Annotated in this window: 13 protein-coding genes; 4 read left to right on the top strand and 9 right to left on the bottom strand. The window is 58.3% G+C overall.

Annotated elements, in window-relative coordinates; translation table 11 throughout:
* Positions 1 to 45: 45 nt before the first annotated feature.
* From NG895_RS12185 to NG895_RS12160, 6 genes are read right to left on the bottom strand one after another with little or no spacing between them, the layout of a single operon-like run.
* Entirely contained in the window at positions 46 to 2,622 is a 2,577-nt protein-coding gene (locus NG895_RS12185) for a sulfatase-like hydrolase/transferase (RefSeq protein WP_252852783.1), read from the bottom strand.
* Positions 2,623 to 2,673: 51 nt separating this feature from the next.
* The gene (locus tag NG895_RS12180) at positions 2,674 to 4,107 is read right to left on the bottom strand and encodes an arylsulfatase (protein WP_252852782.1); all 1,434 of its coding nucleotides are present in this window, start codon (positions 4,105 to 4,107) and stop codon (positions 2,674 to 2,676) included.
* A 14-nt stretch (positions 4,108 to 4,121) separates the two neighbouring features.
* Entirely contained in the window at positions 4,122 to 4,541 is a 420-nt protein-coding gene (locus NG895_RS12175; RefSeq protein ID WP_252852781.1) for a hypothetical protein, read from the bottom strand.
* Positions 4,542 to 4,558: 17 nt separating this feature from the next.
* Complete coding sequence (locus NG895_RS12170) at positions 4,559 to 5,587, bottom strand: DUF1559 domain-containing protein (protein WP_252852780.1); 1,029 nt, start codon at positions 5,585 to 5,587, stop codon at positions 4,559 to 4,561.
* A gap of 40 nt (positions 5,588 to 5,627) precedes the next feature.
* Positions 5,628 to 7,427 (bottom strand): FecR domain-containing protein, encoded by a 1,800-nt coding sequence (locus tag NG895_RS12165; RefSeq protein ID WP_252852779.1) that lies wholly within the window; start codon positions 7,425 to 7,427, stop codon positions 5,628 to 5,630.
* On the bottom strand, positions 7,424 to 7,960 hold the full coding sequence (locus NG895_RS12160) for a sigma-70 family RNA polymerase sigma factor (RefSeq protein WP_252852778.1): 537 nt from the start codon (positions 7,958 to 7,960) through the stop codon (positions 7,424 to 7,426). The genes NG895_RS12165 and NG895_RS12160 overlap by 4 nt, the downstream gene beginning before the upstream one ends.
* Positions 7,961 to 8,359: 399 nt before the next feature.
* Here NG895_RS12160 and NG895_RS12155 point away from each other — a divergent pair, with 399 nt between their 5' ends.
* Both NG895_RS12155 and NG895_RS12150 read left to right on the top strand, forming a co-directional pair.
* A complete protein-coding gene (locus NG895_RS12155) occupies positions 8,360 to 9,121 on the top strand; it encodes a LamG domain-containing protein (protein WP_252852777.1) in 762 nt (253 codons plus the stop codon).
* A 122-nt stretch (positions 9,122 to 9,243) separates the two neighbouring features.
* Complete coding sequence (locus tag NG895_RS12150; RefSeq protein ID WP_252852776.1) at positions 9,244 to 13,128, top strand: LamG domain-containing protein; 3,885 nt, start codon at positions 9,244 to 9,246, stop codon at positions 13,126 to 13,128.
* 560 nt (positions 13,129 to 13,688) lie between these two features.
* On the opposite strand, the gene NG895_RS12145 is transcribed toward NG895_RS12150, so the two are convergent.
* The 3 genes from NG895_RS12145 to NG895_RS12135 form a co-directional block, all read right to left on the bottom strand.
* Positions 13,689 to 16,067: a glycoside hydrolase family 127 protein gene (locus NG895_RS12145; RefSeq protein ID WP_252852775.1), complete on the bottom strand. Its 2,379-nt coding sequence runs from the start codon at positions 16,065 to 16,067 to the stop codon at positions 13,689 to 13,691.
* Positions 16,068 to 16,134: 67 nt separating this feature from the next.
* Positions 16,135 to 18,690, bottom strand: coding sequence for an autotransporter outer membrane beta-barrel domain-containing protein (locus NG895_RS12140; protein WP_252852774.1), 2,556 nt, complete (start codon positions 18,688 to 18,690; stop codon positions 16,135 to 16,137).
* Positions 18,687 to 21,869, bottom strand: coding sequence for a family 16 glycosylhydrolase (locus NG895_RS12135; protein WP_252852773.1), 3,183 nt, complete (start codon positions 21,867 to 21,869; stop codon positions 18,687 to 18,689). The genes NG895_RS12140 and NG895_RS12135 overlap by 4 nt, the downstream gene beginning before the upstream one ends.
* A gap of 631 nt (positions 21,870 to 22,500) precedes the next feature.
* On the opposite strand from NG895_RS12135, the gene NG895_RS12130 reads away from it, so the two are divergent.
* On the top strand, positions 22,501 to 23,028 hold the full coding sequence (locus NG895_RS12130) for a sigma-70 family RNA polymerase sigma factor (protein ID WP_252852772.1): 528 nt from the start codon (positions 22,501 to 22,503) through the stop codon (positions 23,026 to 23,028).
* Between the two features lie 2 nt (positions 23,029 to 23,030).
* Positions 23,031 to 24,797, top strand: a complete 1,767-nt coding sequence (locus NG895_RS12125; RefSeq protein WP_252852771.1) for a LamG domain-containing protein — start codon at positions 23,031 to 23,033, stop codon at positions 24,795 to 24,797.
* Positions 24,798 to 24,809 lie beyond the last annotated feature (12 nt).

The following is a 24,809-nucleotide window of genomic DNA, read 5'->3' as shown; positions in this document are numbered from 1 at the left end:
AACCAGCGACCGTAGTCAGATTGTGTTCGATTGGTCTTCAACGTCTCAGCCGTCTCGTCGCGGTTGCTTCAGGCCAGGTTGGAAGAACTGACTTTGTCTACGGACGGCAGTCGCCATGCAACACAGGCCCAGTACCGTTACAATCCAAGCATCGGGTTCTGGAACAGCCTGGTAGGCAAACTGCGGAACCGACATGCCAGCGTTGATGAACGCCTCGCGCAACAAACGCCAGTCTTGTCGGTCGACCGTGCCGTCGAGGTTCAGGTCGCCTTTCTGGTAGGAGACGACATCTGGCACTGGTTGATGGTAGAGCCAGCCCTCGACAAATGCGTTGACGTCCAACTGATCGAGCTGTCCATCGAGGTTAATGTCGCCATCCTTGAGTTCAAGGTCGCCAGCCACCAGCAGTACCAACGAGTTGGTGTATTGCACGGTCAATTCCACGCCGGAAACGGCTGGCAACAACACCGTATCGAATTGTCCCGTCAGGGAGTCGGCCCTCAACAGCGGAAAAAAGTCGCCCTCCTGCGGTATAAACCCGGCAACCAACTGGGCATCGAGCGTACCTGCGAGCGAGGCGTTGCCCTGGACTTCGAGCTGGTCGAACTGCGTCCCGCCGGTCGTGCCACCTACGTTCACTTCGAGCAAGCCCGTCGCCAGTTGCTGGAAACGCCCATCGATTCTGAGGAGGCTGGTACCGCCAGTGGCCGAGTGAATCTCTACCTTGCCTGCGTTGTACAGGTCGGCATCTACCTGACCATCGCCAGAGAGTTGACCATTCTCCAATACGTCAACCCAACGGACCGAACGAAGTGTCGCTTGCTGCAGTTCAAGGACGCCGTACGCGCTAATTCGCACTTCATTGCGTCCCTCGAGAACACTTCCCGCTTCGACAGTAACCGTCTGAGAGGCCCGTCCTCCATTGCCACGGACCTCGAAGCCGAGGGTGGTCACGTTTTCGTCGACGATCGCGGTATGGGCGGTGCCGGCAGTGTTGGCCAGCAGCGCGGACCAATATTCGGCTGGGGCATCGGTTCCTGTCCAGTTGCCGGCGTCGGCGACACGGCCGCCATCGGCGCCCTGCCAGTTGTGAAACTTAACGCTGTAGGAATCGCTCTGTTCCACTCCCTCGGCCAGGGCGATGGCCTGCAGTTTGGAGACTAAAGTCAGATTCGCAGAGTCCTGCAGACTGAGTTCGTTATTCTCGTCGGGGTCCGTTTCCAGGTTGTACAACCGCAGCGTCCCATCGCTGTACTTGATGAGTTTGAAGTCGTCCTTGATAATCGCCCAGCGGCCACTCTTGCCATCCGGGTCGGGCCCACTACCTTCGTGGTGCTCTTGAATGATGTAGTCTTTTGCCCGGTCAATTCCTTGTCCAGTCAATTCATGCAACAGCGAAACACCGTCCAGGCCCACCGGCCCCCGTGTGCCGGCCAGTTCCAGGGCCGTGGGCATGAAGTCGGGTAGGTCGGTGTAACGTTCACTCACCTGGCCAGGACCAATCGTTCCCTTCCAGTAGGCAAAGGAGGGAGTATTGATGCCGCCATCCCACAGGTCGCGTTTGCCGCCCCGCTTGCCCCCCGCGGCATCGAAGAAATTGATGGGAGAGCCGTCCTCGGCGGTGGGCCCGTTATCGCTGGAGAACAGGATGAGCGTGTTTTCCAGTACGCTATCTGAGTTGTTGCCATCCCCATCGGGGTCGTCGAGTTTTGCTACTAGCTGCCCCACGGCATCGTCCAGCCTGGTAATCATAGCCGCATACGCTTTTTGATCGTCGTTCCAGGACGCCGCACCGGGAACGCCGTTGTAGGCATCAAACCAACCGGGGTAGTTACGTAGCGCGTCGATGTCGAAATGGGGAATAGTCGAAGCGTACTGCAGATAGAATGGCTGGCCGCTGCCGGCATGCGATTCGATGTACTCGAGGCTCTTCTGGGTGACCAGATCAGCCGAGTAGTTCACGTTCAGGTTCGAACTGTTGTTGCCGGTTTTCTCGAGCCACAGGCCATGGTCGGCGTTGGCCTGATACTTCTCGCCTACCTCATCGATACCGTCCAGGTCGTCATCGGCAGGCTCTTCGGTCGTCCATAACGAGTCAACTCGGTACGAGTGGGCTCGAGCGTGGTCGAGATAGCCGTAGAATGACTGGAAGCCTTGCGCCGTGGGAATGGAATTTGGACCGTCTACAACTGGATTCGGCTTAAGGCCGTCGCCGCCACTGCCGGTACCGCCGAAACCCCACTTGCCGAACACGGCCGTACTGTAACCTGCAGACTGCAGATAGTCGCCCACCATTTGCCCTTCGGAACGAAAGACATCGCCATTGAGATTGGCGTTGCTATCCACCAAGGTGTGTCCATTGTGAAAGCCCGAATAGAGCATCGCGCGGCTGGGGCCGCAAACGGTGGCCGCGTACGAGTTGGTGAACCGCATCCCCTGGATGGCTAGTGCGTCGAGGTTGGGGGTCTGGATCTGCGATTGGCCATTAAAGCCCACGCTGCCGTACCCCAGATCGTCGGCAAAAATGTGGACGATGTTGGGAGCTTGACTGCTTGCGAACTCCGGGTAGGCGAAGCTCACCAGCGCCGTGACAGCGCAGCCAAATTGAATTGCAAGTTTCATGGTGTGATGTCGATGCCGTTGCTGTGGTTGTTGCCACACAGAAGCTGCCTATCAACGGTTACCACCTACGGGTGTCGCCTGAGCCGCCTTCTCCTGTTTGGTAAGCCGCACAACGTCCGACTCTTCATGGGCTTGCTGCATGGATTCCAGCAGTTCGGCGACGATTTCAGGATGCTCCTCAGCCAGGTCGTGCTGCTCGCCCGGATCGAAGGCCAGGTTGTACAATTCGAAAACAGGCGTGTCACTTACCTTCAGCCGGACACCCTTCCAGTCGCCACGTCGAACGGCTTGTTTGCCGCCTTGCTCGTAGAACTCCCAGTACAGGTAGTCGTGCTTCCGTTGTTTGCCGCGAGCAAGCAAGGTCGGCGCGAAACTAATGCCATCGATGTCAGATGGCGCGCCCATTCCGGCCAATTCGCATGCCGTGGGGAGAAAATCCCACGCTGCTGATATGTGATCGGACTTGCTGCCAGCCGCGATGGCTCCAGGCCACCAGGCGATCGTCGGCACCCGGATGCCTCCTTCGTACAGGTCGCGCTTGCCACCGCGATATGGCCCGCTGCTGTTGAAGTATTCGCGACTCCACCCGCCCTCGGACATGGCGCCGTTGTCGCTGCTAAAAATGACCAGCGTGTTTTCGGCAATGCCGAGTTCCTGGAGCTTAGCCAACACCTGCCCGACGGAATCGTCGAGGTAGGTGACCATGCCGGCAAACGTCGCCTTCGGATGTGGATCGCCTCGATAATAGGCGCCGGCGTAGGGAACCTCATCAAACTTCCCGATGAAAGGCTTCTTCCACTTCTCCGGGACATTTAAATCTGCATGCGGTTGCTGGAGAGAGAGGTGCAGAAAGAACGGTCCCTCCTGGTGGATCTCCAGATACTCCAAAGTTTTCTCGAGGAATATATCGCCACTGTAGTGCGTGCCTTCCTTTCCGAAATTTTGGTCGAACGTTACCTTCTCTCCGTTGTTCCACAAGAAGGGTGGGTAGTAGCGGTGCGCCGCGGTGTGGCTGACGAAGCCGTAAAAGTACTCGAACCCCTTGCGGTTGGGCAAACCACCATCCTTGCTATTGCATGAGAGGCCGCTCTTGCCAATTAGGGCGGTATGGTACCCAGCGTTGGCCAGCAATGTCGCGACCGTGATGTCTTGCGGGTCCTCGCGAAACTGGACCGAGCCGTTGTAGCGTTGGAATACGTGGCCCGTGTGTTGACCAGTCATCAAGCAAGCCCGCGAAGGGGCGCACACCGTGCTGCCCGCGTAATGATTGGTAAGCAACATCCCTTCCGCCGCCATCCGATCGAGGTGGGGCGTCTCGAAATTCTTTTGCCCCAGGCAACTCAGATCGCCGTAGCCCAAGTCGTCGGCAAGGATCAACACAATGTTGGGGGGCTGCGTCGGATCCGCGCCGGCCGAAGTCGCGCCAAATACGAGCCACGCCACGAGTCCCAGTGCAATAAGACTGGAAGGTAAGACATCTCTCACGGGGAGGTTTCCGATCAATTCGAAGTCACAAGATTAAAGTCAAAGGGCTCTGATTGATCGGTGGTCAGTTCGATCGTCAGTTCCGAAGCAGAGTTGTAACGGCTAGGAATTACCTCCCGCGTCTCTTCCAACTCTCCGCCGGGTCCATCAGGATGCTTGATCATCTTCCCGGTCGGCTGAATCGAAGAGATTTGCACCGAGTAGCGCGCAGGTAGTGAATCCAGGTTGAGTTGCAGGGAGTATTCTCCATCGACGACCGCCCCGCCCCCGGATGGCCCCTTATCCAGCGGTACCAAGGTTATCCGCCCTTGGGAAAGCGGGGCTCCGTCCAAGGTGATAGTGCCCGCGACCGTTTGGCCTGATTGAGAATTGCAGCCTGCGCAAACTAGCAGCGCGAGCGACAATGCGCAGCAATAGATGACTCGTGTACTCAACGTTGGGGTCCTCTCGCTCAGTCCAGGCTGGTGATCGACTCGCCGCCGGCAATGGTGCTGAATGCTTGCCAGGTCACGAGGTCTACATCATCCGTAACAAACTGCACCGATGCGTCGCACAGCATCACGACGACCCCTCCAGGATGGCGGCTGCGGGCCACCAAGCGAGCTTCTTGAGCACTGTTCATCTGCTGGCAGGGGTGAATTTCGTTGGCCGCGTCGCAGATGCCGACGTCGGCGACCGAACTGTTGGGAGTGGCACGAGTGTTGATCTGGTAACAGGCGAAATCGTCATTCCAGATGCGGCCCCGCCGATCGCATTTATTGCCCACTTCTTCAATTTGAACGATCTCCATCATCGCCAGCGTGTTGCTTGTGCCGTCGGTGATGTTTCGCATTTTTGCTCCCCACTCCTGGTGGAAGGGAGCATTGTGCATCTTCACGGCCTCGCTCGAATCGGTGGGACAACCCCGCGACGCAACTACGCCGCCCCGCGAACCTCGGTACTCGACTACCTGGCAGTCATAACTCCAGGGGCCCCAGTTCACACCGTAGTTCCCCTTGTAGTCACGAGCGAGTCCTCCGTCGCACTTGGTGGTTCGCACTGGTTCGTCACTGGGACAAATGAACCCAGGTTGGGGAACAGCGAACGGAGAGTCTGGATCGCGTACCATCGCGTGGTAATCCGTAAAGTTGTACTGGTCGTATCGAGCCCCCTCCTCCATGAAGGGAAACAGGTGAATGGCAAAAGCAACTCGTCGATACCCCGAATTGGTTGGATAGGCCAAGGTGCTGGAGGTCACATCACGACCTCGAGCACCTTCCGGGAAGCGGCCTTTGGTGTCGTGGTGGTTGTGCAACGCGATGCCCAACTGGTGAAAGCGGTTCGTGCAGTCCGTCCGGCGAGCGGCCTCGCGGGCGGCTTGGACCGCCGGTAGCAGCAGCGCCACGAGAATACCGATAATGGCAATTACCACCAGCAGTTCGACGAGCGTGAAGCCGCGTAGTCTGTTCGTATTTCTATCTGAAGTCACGGTAACCGGCATGGTACAAATCCTTCCTTGAGCGATAAGCGTCTGTTGGGCTTCAATCGCCTGGTTGCGTTTCGGATTCGCCTGGAGATGAAGTGGGAATGGAATATTTTTTCCCGAGATAAGCATTCACTTGCGAGATTTCTTCGGGCGTTAGAGCCTCGTTGAAAATCAACAGTTCGGCGATATCGCCATGGAAGCAGGTCTTGTGCAAAGGATGCCGGCCAATGATCTTGCGCGACGTAAACTCTTCGCCGGCTGGTGCATTGCTGAAGCCCTGACTTTCGTTATTTGCCCACAACTCGGAACGGTTGGACTCAGGATCGTACAGATAGGACAACACGACAGGCTCGTTCACCTGGGCCGCTTTTCTCATCCGCACGTCGCCCAACTGGGCATACATCTTCTCTTTCTCGAGACCGGCGTAGATGTACGCGCGATACTTGCCGACGTCTTCCATGTCGTCGATCTGCAGAATGCGGAATGCCCGCATCGTCTTTGGCAGATCGTAGGGGGGGCCGTTGTAATTCAGCAGCTGTCGCTTCTCCGCCTTCTTGGGTTCTGCGAGCAAGTCATGCCGTTGAAACACCATGAACACGGTTTGCGACGGGGTGGTCAGGAACGGGGTGGTGCACATGTGGCTATTCATGCCGTCGAATCGCAACGCTGGCTTCCCACCGATGGCATCCTCGATCCACAGCGGGCGGGCATCCTCGTCGTGCTGCCAGGCGTCTTCATCAGACTGATTATCTCCGACGAGGATGTCCCGCCACGCAATGACTCGATCTGCGTCGTCTCGCTTGGCCAGCACGTCCGCCGCCAGCCAGAGCTGCAGACGGCGATGCACCGGCAAGGGAGGCAAACTCTTGGAATCGAGATGAGCCGCGATGTCTCGGACAAATAGGTCTGCCTTGGCAGAAACGTGCTCGACGGCAATGCCCTTCTTAAACAGAGCCGCTTTGTCTTTCACCAACGACAACGCGTGCTCTGCGATCTTCCCCTTCGCATCAACAGGCCAAGTGAGTACTTCGCCCGCGAAAACGTGCACTTCCGTTTCCCCTAACCCGTCCACCTGCATGCCAAATTCAGTCCCGAGATCGACGACCTGCGCCGTGGGCGTGGCGATCTTGAAACCGTGAGCCTGCACGGGGCACAACGCTCTCAGCTTGCCAAAGGGCAGCGACCCATCCATGGAGGATACGACCTCGAATTCGGTTGGACCCTGCAGGATCAGCTGCGCCCCGCTTTCGAAGGTCAGTTTTGCCCGGCCTTCTGCCAGCTTTAGCGTCCTGCCAGGCAGCAATGGCTCGCCGTAGGTTGGTGCTGCCGAGCCAGGTTCCCACCGGCAATCGTCCAAGCCAGTCAGCGTGGCAGCGACCTCGGGGGACGCCTCCCAATCACCGGGACTTTCCTCGACAAGTGCCCCTTGGTTCGCTTTCTCGGCAACTGACGGTTGGCTGTCTTCCTCGGCAATCGCCACTTGGTCTGCGCTGGGTTGGGGCGAGGTAAACTGCAGGAAGCCCCCCAAATACAGCAGCAGGGAAGCCGCAATGGCGGATGCCGCAGCACTCAGAAAGGGATTGCCCCACAGACTCCGGTGGCCGGCGACTTTCGGCGAAGCGGTTGGGGCACCCGGCGCGGCTGGAATGGCAATTGGACAGGCTTCCTCGCTTTGATCGCGAAACAGCCAGGTCAAATCACCGCATAGCCAAGACATCTTGATATAGGCTCGCCGGTTTTCTCGACTCGATGCGATCTCCCGCTCGAGTTGCTCGAACTCCTCTTTCGAGAGGTGCTCGTCGCCCAAACGCTCGAGTAGTTGATCGAAGTCGGAAGGTGTGCTTGAATCGTTCACAGGGAGTGTTCCTCCTGCTTGAGAGAAAGCTCCACGCACTGAAGCAGGGCGCGGCGAATCCGTCGCAGCGACTTATAGAGCGTGCTCAAGGGGCGCTTAAACTCCTCAGCCAACTCCGAAGCGGGCTTGCCTTCCAGGTAACGACTTGCCAATAGCTGCCGATCGGCGTCCGGCAGCTTTCCAACACACCCTTCCAGTTTGGCGCTCCGTGCAGCCAACTCGCCCGGCATGTCTTCGATTTCCTCCGCCAATCGCTCCACGGTTTCCGAAGCGAAGACATGTTTGTCCGTGCCTCGCTTCCTGGCGTGAGCCAATACCCGATAGCGAGCCGTAGTTCGCGCCCAGGCCCCAAAGTCGGTTCCCGGCTCGAATTGATCGAAAGACCTCCACAGGGCGATGCAGGTTTCCTGAAACACGTCTTCCGCTTCTTCGGGCGAGAACATCAGCGTACGGATGTACGCATGGATGCGCCGCTGCTCCTGGTTGTAGAGTCGCAGGAAGTCCTCGGTCTTTCTGTCGTCGGAAAGTTCCATGGCTCTCGCTCGTTTAACCTTGATTCATCGAAACGGAAGTCCAATCAGGCATTGCGGCGTTTCCGCAGTCCAAGTGCACATCGTGCCCTCATCTAGGTAAGTGCAGTTGGACCAAATCTTTTTACACCGTTCCACAAAAGTTCGCCGAAATTCTTCGTTCAGGCCTTTCTAGCCCTGTATGGAGGCTTTGTCCAAGTGGATGAGCCGACGGCCAAATTCGTGTTTACCGAATTTTTGGTTTTTTAGGGGTAATCAAATTGCGACCGACCGTACTTCTCCTACCAGTGGGAAATCGCATCAGCGATCACGAGCAGCGTCATCGCCAAATTGCTGGGGTTCCTCACTCCGCTACAGGCGTCACCGATTCCACATCCATTGCAGTTGGAAGGAAATGTACCAATGCAGCGACTCATCACAACTAGTCTTCTCATCCTGGGCCTGATCTCGGTAACTTCAACGAGGGCGGCTTTGGTCACCCACTACACGTTCGATGCCGATGCTACTGCGTCGGTGGGCTTAGATGCCACGCTTGGTTCGGCCGCGAGCATCGACAACACCGACTTTGCCATGGGCGGAGGGTCCTTGGCGCTCTCGGGCGCTCCGACAACCGACACCGCGGGCGAAGACGGCGCCATTTCCGGCGGCAGCTATGAATGGACGACCTCCGACGTTCGTACCGCTGCGTTCTGGATGAAGGCCGGCACACAGGTGGACGCCAATCCAACCATGCTGTCCTTGGGCAGCGGCACAGGTGGGGGGAACCGGTTCGATATTCGACTCGCCGGAGAAAACTTGCGGCTGGAGGTGCAAAGTGGCGGCTTCACCACCACTAGCGCCGTTGGCGACGGCGAGTGGCATCACGTGGCGGTGGTTGTGCCGAATGCGACATCCACGGTCGACGATGTGGAATACTATATCGACGGGGCTTATGTAGGGACCTTTTCGAATGGTCAGAACGTCGACACGGGTATTGGCCCGCTTCGCATTGGTGATAGCTATCAAGACACCAATCGCGACTTCGTCGGTCACATCGACGACGTCCGACTGTACGACTCGGCACTTAGCGCCAGCGAGATTGCTTCGCTAGTTCCCGAGCCGAGTTCGCTGATGTTGCTCGGGCTGGCAGTGGCCGCTGCTGCCGTTCGGCAACGCCGCAAGTAAGTCTTGCCCATTCCCCCCCATCTTCAATCGAGTGCACTGCGCTATCGTGCCCCGTAGTCCAACGGACAGTGGGATAGCGCAGCGTATTTTCATGGACTACACATTCTCGAAGGTGCAGTAGTATGTCGCGATCTTGTTATGCATTGCTCGGTTCCATGCTGGTGGTCGGGCTGGCTACACCCTCGCAGGCCGTGCTGGTGGCCCACTACACATTTGATACCGGCGGCGGCGCCACCGTGGGCACAGACGCCACACTTGGTGGAGCGGCCACAATCGACAACACCAACTACCTCGTCGGCACTGGGTCTCTGGCTCTATCTGCCAATCCAGGCACCGACACGGCGGGCGATGACGGGGCTGTCTCCGGCAACGACTTCGACTGGTCCACCAGCACGATCCGTACAGTTGCCTTCTACATGAAAGCGCCATCTACACAGCCCGATCCCAACCCGACCATGATTTCTTTGGGAAGTGGCTCCGGTGCTGGAAATCGATTCGACATTCGATTGGCTAGCGGTAACTTGCGGCTCGAAGTGCAGAGTGGTGGTTTCACCACAGACTCCCTTCTTGCTGACGATGACTGGCACCACGTCGCAGTTGTGGTTGCCAGCGATCCGGCCACGGTGAGTTCAACCGAGTACTACGTCGACGGTGTGTTCGCGGGCAATTTCTCCCATACACGTGAATTGGCCACGGGTCTCGGCCCTCTGCGCATGGGCGATAGCTACCAAGACACCGGCCGCGATTTCCTTGGCAATCTCGATGACGTTCGCTTGTATGACACGGCGCTCACTCCGATGGAGATCGCCGATTTGGCCTCGGCCGTTACCGCTACACCACAGCTAGCGGTTGAGGTCAATCGCCAAACCGGTAACATCACCATCAGCAACCCGTTCCCGGCACCACAGACGTTCGTTGGCTATTCTCTCACCTCGGCAACTGGGGCACTCAACTCTGATAACGGTGTCTGGACCTCGATCGCTGACTCTGGCACGCCGGACGACGACTGGTTTGAGTTCACGGCCGCCGGCGATCGCCAGAACATTGGTGAGGCGGAACAGCCAGGAGGCACGGGCGTAACGCTGGGACAGAACGAGTCGGTCGACCTGGGAAATGTCTGGATCCAGAACCCCGATGAAGATCTGGTGCTCCAGGTGCTGGGACCGTCGGGCCCCGCGGAGTTTTCTCTACGATTCACGGGCGATCCGATTCCCGGTGGCGACCTCAACTTCGATGGCATGTTCGACGAGAACGACTGGCCAACCTTACGCGACAACTTGTATAGCGACCTTGCCGGTCTTTCCCCCGCGGAGCAGTATCAAATGGGCGACCTGAATGAAGATGGTCTGAGTAACGAAGATGATTTCCTGGTTTTCGAGAGCCAGTACGACGCGATGTATGGTGGTGGCGCCTTTGCGGCGATGGTCGCGGCGACAGCCGTGCCCGAGCCCAACTCAGTAGGTCTGATGGCACTCTGCGGTATGTTCTACTGGTGGCTGAGGGGTGGTCGCCGCCTGCAGAGGGCCTTCGCCGCCATCCCGGTACTGCTGGTGGCCGCCATGCTGTCCACAGGCCAGTCTGCATCTGCACTGGAAGTGCTTTCTTCCAACTTCGATGCTCACGGCTCCATCGATGGGGCAACCGAGTTCACCGGCATTACCTGGACCACCAACGGCGTCAGCGATCCAGGCTCGACTATTGCTCTGTCATCGCCGGCCACCGTTCAAACCGGTGGTGCAGCTGCTAACTTGGATCGACTGGCCGTCGCGCAGAACATCGACACGGCTGGACCCTGGAATATCGACCTGACGTTTGACGCCACATCCCCCGGCATCCAGTTGGATTACCTGCAATTCGATTACCAGTTCATCTCCGGAGGCGGAGCGAATCAGCTTGGGGCGCACCCCGATAGCGGGATCGTCGATGTGAGCATTCTCGATTCCGGCTTAAACGAACTATCAGCGGTACAAATCGGCCCACTAGGGACTGCCGATGCTGCCAGCAATGTTGGCGTCGGTATCGTGGCGGATTTCCCGAATGTCTCGTTGACCAGTGGCTCGACCTATACGCTACGCTTCAACGTGAGCAGCAATGCCACTTCAGGAAACAACTTTGCACTGGACAATCTTTCGTTGAATGCTCCCGATCCCGAATTGTCCTTGGTGGTCAATACCAACACGGGCATCGCCCAGATCGTCAACGCCACCGCAGGTCCGATTCAATTTAACTTCTACAAACTGACGAGCGCAACCGACTCGCTGGATGTGGCGGGGTGGAACAGCCTGTACGACCAAGACATGGTTGACTTTCCAGCGGGCGACGGACTCGGCAGCGGCTGGGAAGAAGCCGGCGGAAGCAACAACGGCGAATTGGGCGAGTTCTACCTTTCCGGCGACTCAGTCCTGGCAGCAGGGGCATCCGTCAACCTGGGAGGCGTTTTCCAGCAGGGAACCGGAAGCGAGGACATCATGTTACGGTATCGAGACACGAATTCGAATCGCTACATCGACGTAGCGGCGACCTACATCGACGAAGTACTGGGTGGCGACTACAACGGCGATGGCACGGTGGACATTGCGGACTACACGGTCTGGCGCAACAACTTGGGAGCGAGTGTCGCCTTGATGGGCGAAAATCCATCGGCCACGACTCCTGGCGTGGTGGACGCCGAAGACTATGCCTATTGGAAGAGTCAGTTTGGCGCGATCTCGGGAAGTGGTTCGCCGGCGGCCGTCGCGGCGGTGCCCGAGCCCGCTGCTTGGACGTTGCTGTTGGCCGGCGGACTCCTACTGATGAAACGTTCTCGGCCTTTGCTAACGGTGGGTCTTACGCTGATGCTCATGCCCAGCATTGTCCTGGCTTCGACCGCGGATCGTCTCTACCAATTTGGGGACGATCCGCTGGAAGATTCCGCCAATGCAACCAACGATCTCGTGGGCAGCGGCCCTGGGAATGCCGTGGCCAATAGTTCCCTGGATTCGATTGGCCCCGATTCGGACCTCGAAAACTATGCCGACCTGCTGGTACATGGCGATCCCAAGTACGTTCGTACGGACCTGATGGGGCGTCCCGGCGCGAGCACCGGCGAATTGGGTGCGGAGTTCCTGGGAACGGGCGACTATCTGGACGGCTTCAATCTCAATGGACCACTCAACTCCACCAGTGCGGCCACGCAGAACGGCGATCGGAACTACGCCGATATCTATGACCGGGGAATGCAATTCTGGGCGTTCCCCTATTCCTCCGGTGACGGAGCCGAACAGTCACTGGTTGCTGATTCTCCACAGCATGCGGTTCGCATCAATGCTGCGGGCCAATGGGTCATGCAGTATGGCGGAACCCAGTACGAGTCGAATGCCGATGTGGCGTACGATAGTTGGTCGCATGTGATGCTTGTACGTCCATTCGGCTCGGCTGCGGGCGCACGACTTTACATCGATGGCATCGCGGTAACCGCCGGTGGCACCAGCTATGCAAATGCAGATGCCACTCCTCTCGTAATCGGCTCCATTAGCGGCGATAACGCCGGTACGGCCGACTACTACCAAGGTGTGCTCGACAACTTGGAAATGTTTGTGATCGGTACCGCCTCCGCCGATCCGTTTGACGAGTACGGCGACTTCAACCTGGCCACCGATAACGAGTTTGTCACCTCGGCTCTGGCGAATGCCACGCCGGGCGATCTCACAGGGGATGGCCTGGTGATGGGCAATGGCAGTGGAGGAGCCAACGACGACGTCGCCGCTTTCATCGCGAACTGGCAGAAAAGGCAGGTCATCAACGGACTGTCCGTGGGCGACCTGAACACCTACGCCGATGGCGACTTCAACATGGACGGTGTCGTAGATCTGTACGACTGGGACGTTATTCGCACCAATCATACCAACGCCGGCGCCTTGAACCTCGGCGCGTTGCTGGCAGGCAGACAGGTTCCCGAGCCTTCGACGGCGGTGCTGCTGGTAGCTGGTTTGCTGGTGGGGGCGATAAGATGCCGCCCCAAACGCTAGCTACTTTTAGCGTGAAGTTTGGTAGAGTCGGTCTCCGCCAACAGAAGGAGCTACTGCCTGGCGAGACTCCGGCCAGCATGGCGTCGACCGTGCATCCGCAGGCGACTGAGTTGGCGGACCGGACCTTTCCCACAACCTGGCGGTTGTAAAAAATAGGCGTTGTAATCGCCCTGCGGCTTGGTCCAATAGACTCGTGGCATTCTGCACACTTTGGGTCTTTGGCAAGTAGCAACCTATCTTCGACGGTTTCCTGAGGATAGAGATGCGCGCTCGCGCGTTTCGATAGTTTCCATATCACCTCCAATGACTGAGGGAGACCTGAATTGGGCGGTCGGGGAGTTTTGCCGCACCTGCGTGATACCGAGCGCCAAAACTCACGGGTCGCTTGGCGACTGGAATGGCGTAAGGTGTTTTGAGGAGGGGACTTGTGTCGCAAGCCCCGAGTCACAGGCAGTGAGTAAAGTCGCAGTGAATCGTTTTGCCGCACAGGCGCGGCAAAACTCCGCGCTGAAGAGTCGGGAGTTCACCGCCCTGTAGCAGTCGCATCGATGAGTGGCGAATTACTTCGCGTCCGGTTTCAGCAGCCGAACGTCGTAGATACCGCCGGCCATCGAGCCTGGTTTGGCGGCGAACTTGATGACCAGCTTGCCTTCAGGAGCAGCTTCGAGCATTGCCGCGGGGATCGGATACTGAACGTCGATGAATTCATCGGGCCGAGGTGCCTGAAGGTCGACCGACTGGAGTACCTCGCCGTTGACGAGAATGTCGAAGCGTCGACGGTCGGAGCCAAAGTAGGTTACCTGCAGCTCGAGATGGCGCTGGCCGCTGGCCTGCATGTCGTAGCTGAACCACCCGTCCGCGTGGCGGAAGGAGCGATCCCGCCAGCTGCCGGTTGAAGAGTTGCTGCTTTGGATGTTGTGGTCCGACTCGGGTTGCTGCTCGCCCGGAACCACGCGGTCGACGGTACGCCGATCGAGCGCCAAGCGAGCCTGCTCCTCCAGCCGCAGTTGCTCCGCTTCCGCTTTGTACTGATCAGCCGACATCAAGTGCCAGTAGACTGTGTAGCGGGTGTCATGAACGCGGTAGAATGGGACAAGTTCGATATCGCTCAATTCAGCCGGCCGCAGAGCCGCCGGCAAAGTGAAGGTTTCATCTGCCCCTTGAGAAGATTCGACGGTTTCGCACAATTCCTGTTTGTCGCCGATCAGCACACTGGTTTCGTCAATCGGCTTCAGCGGTCCTTGGGCAATGTGAGCCATCCGCGCACTGTCTGCCAGCAGGCCATCCAAATCGTCGGTGCCCGTGGGGGCCGCCAAGACGATGGGGCCGTGCAGCAGGGCAACGTACTCCTCCAGGTAGGGGAGCGACTCGGTATGGATCCGCAGCGGTATTGCAACCTCCATGGTATCGCCATCGTGCCACTGCCGGTCGATCGAAGCGTAGGAACCCGGGGTGGAAGGGGCTTCGACCGGTTGGCCGTTCACTTTGACTTCGAAGCCTTCGCCCACCCACTTCGGATGACGCACGAATAGGGTGAACTGCCGCGGTTCCTCCAGACGGATGCTCAGCTGGCTGGTACCCGCCGCCGGAAACTCGGTAGTCTGACGGACGGTTAGCCCGCGGTCCTTCCATGTGAGTTCGGACGGGATGAATAAGTTGACATACAGATCATCGGCATCATGGGCGTAGATCAGCTCGCCGTACTTGCCATGGTTCTCCATGCCGGTGCCCACACAACACCAGAATGCTTGACCGGCTTGAGAGTAGGTGCGGTAATGCCGCGGCCGTAGCGGAGTGAAGTAGACGTAGCCGCCATGCTGCGGATGCTGTGAAGAGAGGATGTGGTTGTAGATAGCGCGTTCGGCGAAATCGGTGTATGCCGCTTGGGGGTCGGCCTCGAACAGCTTCTTGGTCAAGCGAAGCATGTTGTAGGTATTGCAGGTCTCCGGTCCTTGGCGTCGCTCGATCCAACCGATGGACTGATTGGGCGTCGGGAAGTGCTCGGCAATGCTATTGCCTCCCAGAGCGACACTCCGATTCGACGTGACCGTCTGCCAGAAGAATTCAGCGGCCGTGTGGTACGACTCATCGCCGGTGAGCGCGGCAATCTGCTCAAAACCAACGACTTTGGGCACCTGCGTATTGGCGTGCAGTCCGTTGAGCCGATCCTCTCGCTTGGCGAGCGGATCGAGGATTTGCCGATGACTAAACCGCTTGGCCAGGTCGAGGTAACTATCGTCTCCCGTGATCACTGCTGCATCGGCCAGCACTTCGTTCATTCCGCCGTGCTCGGCGACGAGCATGTGTTGAAGTTGTTGGTCGCTTAGCTTACTGGCCAAATTTGCGCACCACTGACTCAAACCGATGAAGACCTCGCGAGCCTGCTCGTTGCCAGCAATCTGCCATGCATCGCGCAGACCTTGAAAGGTCTTGTGCAGGTTGTACCACGGCACCCAGCGGCCGTTCAGCGAGAACCCGGACGCATCGATCTTACCTTCGCCCAACTCGTCCCACAGTTGCTTGCTGTTCTCCACCCCGCCCACATAGCCATTGCCGTTCGCCTGCTGGCAGCGGGCGAGTTCGGACACCATGTACTGCAATCGCTCGCGGCATTGCTGGTCACCCAGGGCCGTCGCGGTGATGGCCAAAGCTGACAAGTAGTGGCCCGCCGTCTGCCCACCGAGCCCTTCATTCTCCCAGCTACCATACCGTTCGGCTTTTGCTGGCAATCCCGCTTCTGTGAGGAACGGGGCAAGCAAACGGTCAGCATCGTAGGAGAGAAGCTGATCGCGATTCAGCTGCATTGCCTGCCGGAATGGGCTATCAAGGAGCTTCACATCCGCCAGTTCGAAGAACTCGGCTGCAGAAGCTTGCTCGTTCGCCAGGGCGAATATGACCGCGAGTGCGCTCAGATAATATCGCAAGGTTCTCAATCCCATGATCAGAATCTCCACTGCATGAAAAGCTAGCCGAGGTCGCTGTCGAAAGCTTCCAGTCAAACCGGCTTCAGCTCCAGTATCGCCGCCTCACCAGCAGCAGGCTACACCCGACAGCGATCACCATCAGCCACTGACTACGTGGCTCTGGCACAGCGGCCGAAGCTGCACTGTTTGAGCTATCCAAATTGTAGGTTACGCCGAAGTTGGCTTTCCAGGTAGCATATTCCCCGGCGTCGACGGTCGCGTTGCCGTCCTCCGAACTGCCGGGCGACAACACCGACTCGGGTGCCCCCAGGTGGTTCCGCCAAAAAACGTAGTCGGACAAGTCGACGATGCCGTCGTCGTTGAAATCGCCCGGCGTGTCTCCCACGATACTTAGCGTTCCGTCGGTAAGCAGGAGTGTGGTGTCCCAGGAAAGGCCAGCTGTGAGTTCTGGCAAGTCGAAGCTTGAAAAGACGCCAGTAGCCGAGGCGAAGTGGAATAACCCGAACGAATCCCCCGCAACCAAGGAGGCGGAGGGATCCAGCGTTACGGACAAGCTGCCATTTGCCATCAGTGTGCCGCCAACCACTAGCTGATCGTGTGCCGTCGGACTGGCAATATCCATGAGAAGCTGCGACGAAGGCCCCAGCGTCAGGTCGCCATCCACCGTGAGCTTCTCTCCCACTAGTGTCGAAGCAAGCGTGCGGGGATTCGTCAGATTCACTCCGTCAACGAAGTACAGATCATCCAATTGGGCGGCGACCCCACGAGCTTCATGGAAGCCGAAACCAACCAACGAATTGCTGCCCACTGTGCCAGCAGTGCGGCGGCCAAACTGGTACTGGCCGCCCGAGTCGACACCGTCGTCCAGTCCGGTAGAGGTGGCGACGCGATAGGTCTTGCTCGAGTTGTCGACCGTCAGCCAGACATTTAACCATTCCGCATTGGCAACAGATCCGACATTTACATCACCCGAACCATCGCTATACGCACGTAGTTGTGAGTTGTTGGTGTCGCCGAAGATCGACAGCAGTACTGCATATTCGTTCCAGGGTGAGTCGATATCATTTCCCGGTGCCGTGCCGGTGCTCGCCGCCTGGTCGGTCAGCCCGAAGATTGTGTCAATCGTCCCGGTGCCGGAACGACGTACGCGGAAGAAGTAAGTGCCCGTATCACCATGGGGCAGGGAGGAGTCGTCGTCGAAGGCACTGCTGAGGCTGGTGACGGCGCCACGCCATGTGCTTGTGGACTGATTGACTCCCAGCACCTGCAACGCCTGGTTGCGATTGCCTTCAACGATGCTGGCATTGGAGGTGCCGTCTTGTACGCCAGTCCACACGTTGCCGGTCGTATTCGGAGTAGCACCGATCTGACCAGTGGCGTATGACTCGAAGTTATCGAGCAGCTGGTGTCCACTGGAAAAGCCGATAGGAAGGCCGGCACCACCTACGCGAATCGTGGCACCACTCTCGGCAGTAAGGCTCCCACGGACAAGTCCATCTCCCACCAGGGCCGCGCCGCTGGCGACCGTGGTGAGTCCCGTTCCAGTCGATCCCGACAAGGCGAGTGTTCCACTTTGCACGTTCGTAGCCCCGGAGTAGTCGTTGCTCGGGCTGGCCAGCATGACCGTGAAACCAGCGGATTTGAGGTTTAGGCTCCCGCTGCCAGCGATGGGCGACAGAAGCTTAATGTTCCCTTGTGCGGCATCAATGGTTGGACTACCCGAGAGCGTCATCGAGCCATCAAGCTGAAATAGATCGCCGGCACCGCTGGCGTGGCGTACGTAGCCGCCGTCGAGCACCAGGTTGTTGATCGTCGTCACGGCCGCGCTGCCGCCCCCTTTGAACAATAAGCCACCGTCGATGCCGTCGGTGTTATTGACCACCAGCGAATCACCAGCAAACGTAAAGCTGCTGGAGCTTGCAGGTGTGCGAAGCAAATAATCATCCGTGGAGTAGGTAGCACCGGCGTGAGCGAAGTAGTCATCGCTCCAGCGATCCATGTAATTGAAGCCCGACGTGCCGAACGGATCATCAGCCGTCAGCGCCACACTAGTTACAGAGGAGGGGTGGGACGAGGGGCCGATGCCCAGGTCGGCCCGCATGGCGTACACAATGGCCACCTGACGCTGTTTGTTGAGTTCACTTCCTTCGCTGTCGTAGTTCAGCCCGTACGGCCAGAAGTGTTGCGTGTCGCCTCGGACCGCGGCGCCCTCGCCATCGAACTGCTGCACCAGCTGACTGGCAATCGCGCCCTGCCAGACACCGCCGGACATCATGCCCGAACCGGTTCCATTCCAGCCTCCCGAACTCCAGTTTGGTAGCCCCAGGAAATGGGCCATCTCGTGCATCATGACGCGTTCGGCCGGCCAAGTTCCACCGAATCCGATGTCGCCGCCAAAACTCGCCTGCGCCGTCGGAATGCCCGCGTTGTAGTAGATATCAACGTGGCCTTGAAAATTGTTGAAGTTGCCATACGCGTTGTAGCGGTCGACGGCCGAACTAGCTGCGGCCACCGCGGCGTCGTAGCGAGCTTGATCGGGCCAACTGCCATTGACAGAGAAAGTTAGCGCAGCCGACGACTCAGTCAGCAGGGTGACGAACAGCCCGATACAGTACAATACCGCCAGGAATTGCCTCATACTCGCCTTCTAAGTCGAAAAAGTGCCGCGGAGAGAGTCAGCAACCAGAGGGCACTGGGTTCTGGAACTTCAACGGCACCTGCAAAGCTCCTTCCAACCGAGCCGACGTTTGACATCTGACCGAAGTGCACCTTCCAGGTGGCATAGTCGCCGGCATCCACCACGCTATTGGCGTCGTCCGAGCTACCAGCCGGCAGCACCGACTCCGGCGCGCCCAGGTTGTTCCGCCAGACGACGTAGTCGGCCAGATCCACAACGCCATCGCTATTGAAATCACCCGGCAGTCCCCCCAGGCAGGTCAGGATGAGTTCGGTCGCAGTACTGTTGGCGAGGGTGAATCTCGATCCGTCGGGCCCGCCGAGCATCAGGGTACCGGAGATCGCACTGGCAGATAGCAGGGTAAAGCCTTCGCCGACAGCCGGATGGAACCCCTCTTCCAATGAAATGGCGAGCACGCCATCCAGGTTGGCCGTGCCGAGCACCTCAATCGTGTCGTGCGTGTTCGCATCGAGGTCGACCTCAAGCGTAGCGCCGCCGAGCGTCAGATTGCCCTGCACGGAGAGAATCTCGCCGGCAGGCAACTCCGGAGCCAACGGATTCGTTATATCTACGCCGCTCAGATGATAGATGTTATCAACTCGAACTCGGCCGTCTTCTCGTCCCATAACGCCAAAAGCCTCGAGGTCGACGGGGTCGGTCATTCGCCCAAACTCCACATCGGAAAGAGCCAAGGTTCCCGCGTCCGTTCCGGCTGAAGTGTACACATCGAAGGTTTTCGTCGCATTGTCTACAACCAGCCATATATTCTGCCACAGACCATCGGTTAGGGGCGTAATCAGCCCGCCTGTGCCATTGTCGCCATAGACGTTCAGGTTTGTTGATCCGGGATTGCCGTTGACGTAAGGCATCACAGAGTAGTCCTGCCAGGCGTCGTTCACGTCTATCGTGGTTGTCCTAGCAGTCAGACCGATCATGGTATCAGCAAACGCGTTGCCTTCATTCATGACCTGGAAGAAATACGTAGCCGTCTGACCATCTAGCAAGCTGAAATCTCTCGCGTAGCCTTCGGCAAGACTTGTCACTCCACCACGCCAGCCGGCGCCGCCCGACGAAGGAGCACCATAGACCAACAGTGAATTGTCGCCCGAACCAGCGTTGTCGACGACTTGTGCAGCGCCGGTACCGTCGAACACGCCGTCCCACACTCCGCCAGTCACGTCTCCATTGGCATGGGCGCCGATGTTCTGATTTCTACCATTGTTATAGCCATCGAAGTCGTCGATCACTTCGCCAGCCACTTTGCTGGTCAGTCCAGCGCTGCCAACTCGAATTACGGCGCCCGATTGAGCACTCAAGTTGCCGAATACGGTACCACTGCCAGCCAGCGTCGCCCCCGCAGCAACGCTCGTCGCGCCCTGGCCGGTGGAACCACTGAAGGCGAGTGTTCCTTCAGCCACCGTTGTCGTGCCGCTGTAAGAGTTGTTTCCCGTTAGTGTCCAGATTCCAGTGCCAGTCTTCGTAATAGTCAGCGAGGTTCGGGGCCCGTTCAGGATGTCGCCACGGATCACTCCGTCGCCCGCGCCATCGAGCGTGATATTTCGATTGCCCATATCCGTACCTGCGGTGAGGGCCACGCCACCCGACAGGGTGAGTTGCCCCGCTTCAGAGCGAAGCAGATACGTGGAGCCCCCGAATTCTACGTTCAAGGTGCCGGAGATCGTGTTGTTTCCACTTTTGTTTACGATGGCTGGGCTCGAGTTGGTGCGTCCACGAAAGGCAATGTTATTTGAAACCAACGCGTTATTCTCCAACTCGATGCGGGCCGTCGTTGCATTGCCGGCTTCGCCGATGACGACCGTTCCTCCAACACCAAAAGCGTTTTGACCACGTGCTCGCGCGATGCCCTGGTCCTGCCCTGTGCCGATATAAGTATCAGCGGTGTAACTATTGCTGCCATCGAAACTGACGACGCCAGGCCCGCGAACACGCACGCTTCCACCGCCCCCGTTGACGTCGCCGGTGAGCAGAAGCGGTTGGGTCGAGTTGTTGTTGATGTCCAGCCCGCCGGCAAACTCAAGCGTTGCCAGCACCTCGTGCTCGGCAGTAGAAGTCGACGCGATATTGATCGTCGACTTCTGCGAACCATTGTTGCCAGGACCCAGGACCAAACGATCGTCGTTGAAGCCGAAGCGGTATCGGGTGTCGCCATCGAAATTCATCACGCTTAGAGTCCTTCTTCCCGACCAGTCGATTCGCTGCTCGGCCGCGCTGACGGTGTCGAACGAAGCGGCAACGCCTCCCAGGTTCGGTGAGCCGTTTGACCAGTTGGAGACGGCGTCCCACTGCACGTACTCGCTGGTTCCCGTGTAACTCCAGTTGCTGCTCGATCCAGCTTCCTGCTTCCATACGCGGACCCAATCGACCTTCGTCTCGTCACGGTGGCCAATCGGCCACTCGGTAAGGTTGGGTGTGCCCGGCCAGCCGGCCACAGCATAGTTCAGAATTAGGTACATCCGCTGCATCTGGGCGATGCTTGCGTCGTCGCCAAATTGACCGACAAGCTGGCCGTCGAAGTAGAAGCCAACCCAATCGTCTTCGCGCCACTCCATGCCAAAATTGTGGTAAGCGCCACCCAGATCTCCCGCGCCTCCAGGGTTCACCTTGCCAGCTCCCGCCGAGTTTCCTCCGCTAGTATTTCGATAATGGAACGCCGTATGGTATTCGTCCTGGCTATAGCCACTGCCAGCGGCCGTGTCGATCGGGTACTCCATGATGTCCGCTTCGGGAGGCCAGCCATCGTACAAGCCCCAGAACGCGGGCCACGAGCCGGGAGTATCGGGTAGCAAGATCCGAGCTTCGATATAGCCGCCGTTGAAGTAGTTTTTCTGATAGGTGGAGATCATCCCGCCGGCAAAGGGCTCCGCACCACCTTCGCTAACCCTCGTGGCGGTGAGCGTAAGTGCACCGTCGTCGACGGTGGCCAGATCCTGGCGGATCTGAGTCGGTGCGGCCGATGACATGCCCCATTCTGGATAACCATTGTGCCATTTGGTTCCATCCAGCGCGCTGCCGCCAAACTCGTCGCCCCATTGGTACTGCCAGGTGCCGCTGGGCAGCTGGGCACTGGCATGGGGCGTAACGACAGCGGAACATGACGCTAACAACGCAGCGAAAAGCACTGCTCTTGAAAGTGGGGGAAGAAATCTCACGGGGCGATCAGTCATCGCAATACCAAGCCCAACACGACGGGTGCAAATGTCCGCGGCCCGGCCGAAGCCAGTGCGTTCGACGCGACCCACCACTAGCCGGTTAGCGACACGGACCTGCCGACACCATTTCGACAAATTGAGCATGGGGTTTCGGGAAGTTTGCATCAATCTCGCAGGAGATAGCCACCCCGACCCCGACGAGGTCATCAGAGGCTTCCTGGGGATCTCGAACGGGAACCAGGGATATAGGGAGGTTCTACGATTAAGCGAATGCTGACAGATCGCCGTGTTTCGTCGTTGAAATTCGGCCCCTGGAGAGCGCAGAGTGCGCTGCGGCCAGCCGCAGCGCACTGTTCCGATTGGACGAGAAAGGGATCCGCCTATACTAACCATCGTACCTGGAGGCGTATTTTGTTGCGCGCGAAGGACTAAGATATTGTGGTTTTTTCGCGCAAAACCGGACGGCCCAGTTACGAAAGCCTATGAGTGGTTGCGAATTTCAATTCAGCACGGCCGGGCGGCCTTTCGTATCGGACGCCACGGTCGATGCACCCGATCGCTCTGTAAGCTTGTCTAACGGCAGTCGCAACACGGTGAGACAATGATTCAGGACTCGGACCAACAACGACATGACGAGTTCCTGCGGTTGTTCTCGCGGCACTCCCGTCGCATTTACAACTTCATTTTCACGCTCGTGATGTCGCACGCCGACGCTGAAGAGATATTCCAGGACACGTGCGTGCTGCTGTGGAAGAAGTTCGACTCGTATGATCCGCAGGGAAACTTCCCGGCCTGGGCATGCAAGATGGCCACGTACGAGGTACTGCAATTGCGTCGCAAGAGCAAACGGCTGCTGCTCGTGGGCGATGAGACCTTAAAGGTGCTGGCTGACCAGGCCATTGCTCATTCCGATTCGCTCGATGCCCGCCAGCATGCCCTGGAACATTGCGTCGAGAAGCTGCCCGATCATGACAAGGCGCTCATCGAACAACGGTACCGCCAGCAACTGACTCCGAAGGAAATGGCGGCATCGCTTTCCAGATCGGTGTACTCAGTCTACCGAGCGTTGACGCGAGTTCACTCGGCCCTGATGAAATGCGTTACCCTACAAGTGGCAGATGAGAAGTGAAAATGGACTCACAAGAACTACAACGAGAACTGTCCGACTTGGTGCTTGCCATTGTGGCTGGTGAAGCAACGGCCGACCAGCGGAGCCGCCTGGAACACCTGATTCAAAGTGATCAGGCACTCGCCTTGCACGTGGTACAACTTCTGCATCAGGAGGCCTGGCTTGGGCAGCAATATGTGGAAGACCACGGGAAAGAGAACCTGGATACGTTGCTGAGCAACATCAGGCCGGTCGTTAAAGACGGCTCATCTGCCCCAGACTCGCCGATGGCTCCAACCATCGCACCCAGCACGGTTGGATCTTCGACTGTACACCCTCGAAACTGGGGAAGTCGCTTGGGCTGGTTGGCAGCCGCTGTTCTGCTGAGCGCCGGTGCCATTGGGGGCAGTTTGCTTACCCGCTGGGTCGATCAATCGCGGGGCAACTCTAATCGCGTCGCGGTAGCGAAAGATACAACCCCCTCGGCGATTGCTGAGTCGCCCTATGTAGCGAAGTTTGTGCAGGACACGGCCTGCATCTGGGAGCCCGGTGGTGCCACCCCCAAGGTGGGCGCCGGCAACCTTCACGCGGGAGAAAGTTTCAACCTGATGGAAGGGCTCGCCGAGATCGAGCTGAACTTTGCTACTGCTGGAAATGCCACCCTGGCGATGGAGGGCCCGGCCCGTATGATGCTCACTTCCGATGGCAGGCCCAGCCTCACGCAGGGCAGGTTCACCTCGCGGATCTATCCACGAGAGGACCGGGTGGCTTTTGACATGCCTTTCGGACGTGTGCGAGTGCTTGAAGAAACCTCACTTGGCATCGCCGTCAATGGTCTGGACGTGGAGATTCACGTCTTCACGGGCAGGGTGGCAATCGACTGCCCTTGGTTCTCGAAGCGAGGAATCACGGATAAACAGTACGTCGAGTCGGGCGAGCGCGTCCGCATATTTGTGGATGAGGATCGGATGGCCATGCAACGCGATGGGGCCAAACCTTGGGAGTTCACCACTCAATCCACAATGCTTGCCGATCTGCTGGAAGTTCCCGATGAGTACGTCGACGAGGTTTTAGAGGCATCCCCGATCGTTTACTGGCGGTTCGACGAGGTGGCCGATGGCATTGTGCGGAACCTGGCCGACGACCGCTACCACGGAGTGGTTCATGGCAGTCCAGCATGGTCCCATCAGGGAGACAACCAGGCGATCGAATTCGGCATGGATTCCACGGCCGAGGCGCAGCATTCGTACATCGAGGCGGATGCACCGCTGCAGGACGAACTTGGCAACAGCTACACCGTTGAGTGTTGGGTGAAACCAAGCCATTACCACCTGGGCTCCCTGGTCTCGTTGTTTCGCGAGCCTGGCGACCACGGGGTGCTGATCGAATTGGGAGGCACCCTGGCCACACCCTCGATCATCGAGCATGCCGGTCAGTTTCGCTTTCTGCACCGCAATCCGCCAAGCGGCGATGTCGAAGCGGGCACCTCCTGTTTTTCCGACGTGCCCTACGAAGCGCGACGGTGGGCCCACCTGGTGTCCGTAAAGGACACGGATTTTTCGAGGCTGTACGTAAACGGCAAGTTGGTTTCCGAGGTTGCCGACAGCACCCCACTTGCTGACAATCTGACGCTATTGATCGCCCAACTCGATCGTAGCCGCCAATGGAGACCGTTTATCGGCCAATTGGATGAGATAGCCGTTTACCCACAACCTCTCAAGGACGAAGAAGTGCTACGACACTACGAACTGGTCCGACCGGAGAAGGCAGAGTTGCCAGATCCGATCTGACAACCAACCCGG

It is taken from the genome of Aeoliella straminimaris, assembly GCF_024054565.1.
Classification (GTDB): domain Bacteria; phylum Planctomycetota; class Planctomycetia; order Pirellulales; family Lacipirellulaceae; genus Aeoliella; species Aeoliella straminimaris.
Note: the sequence above shows the minus strand (reverse complement) of the source record. Positions and strands in the feature narration are given on the sequence as shown.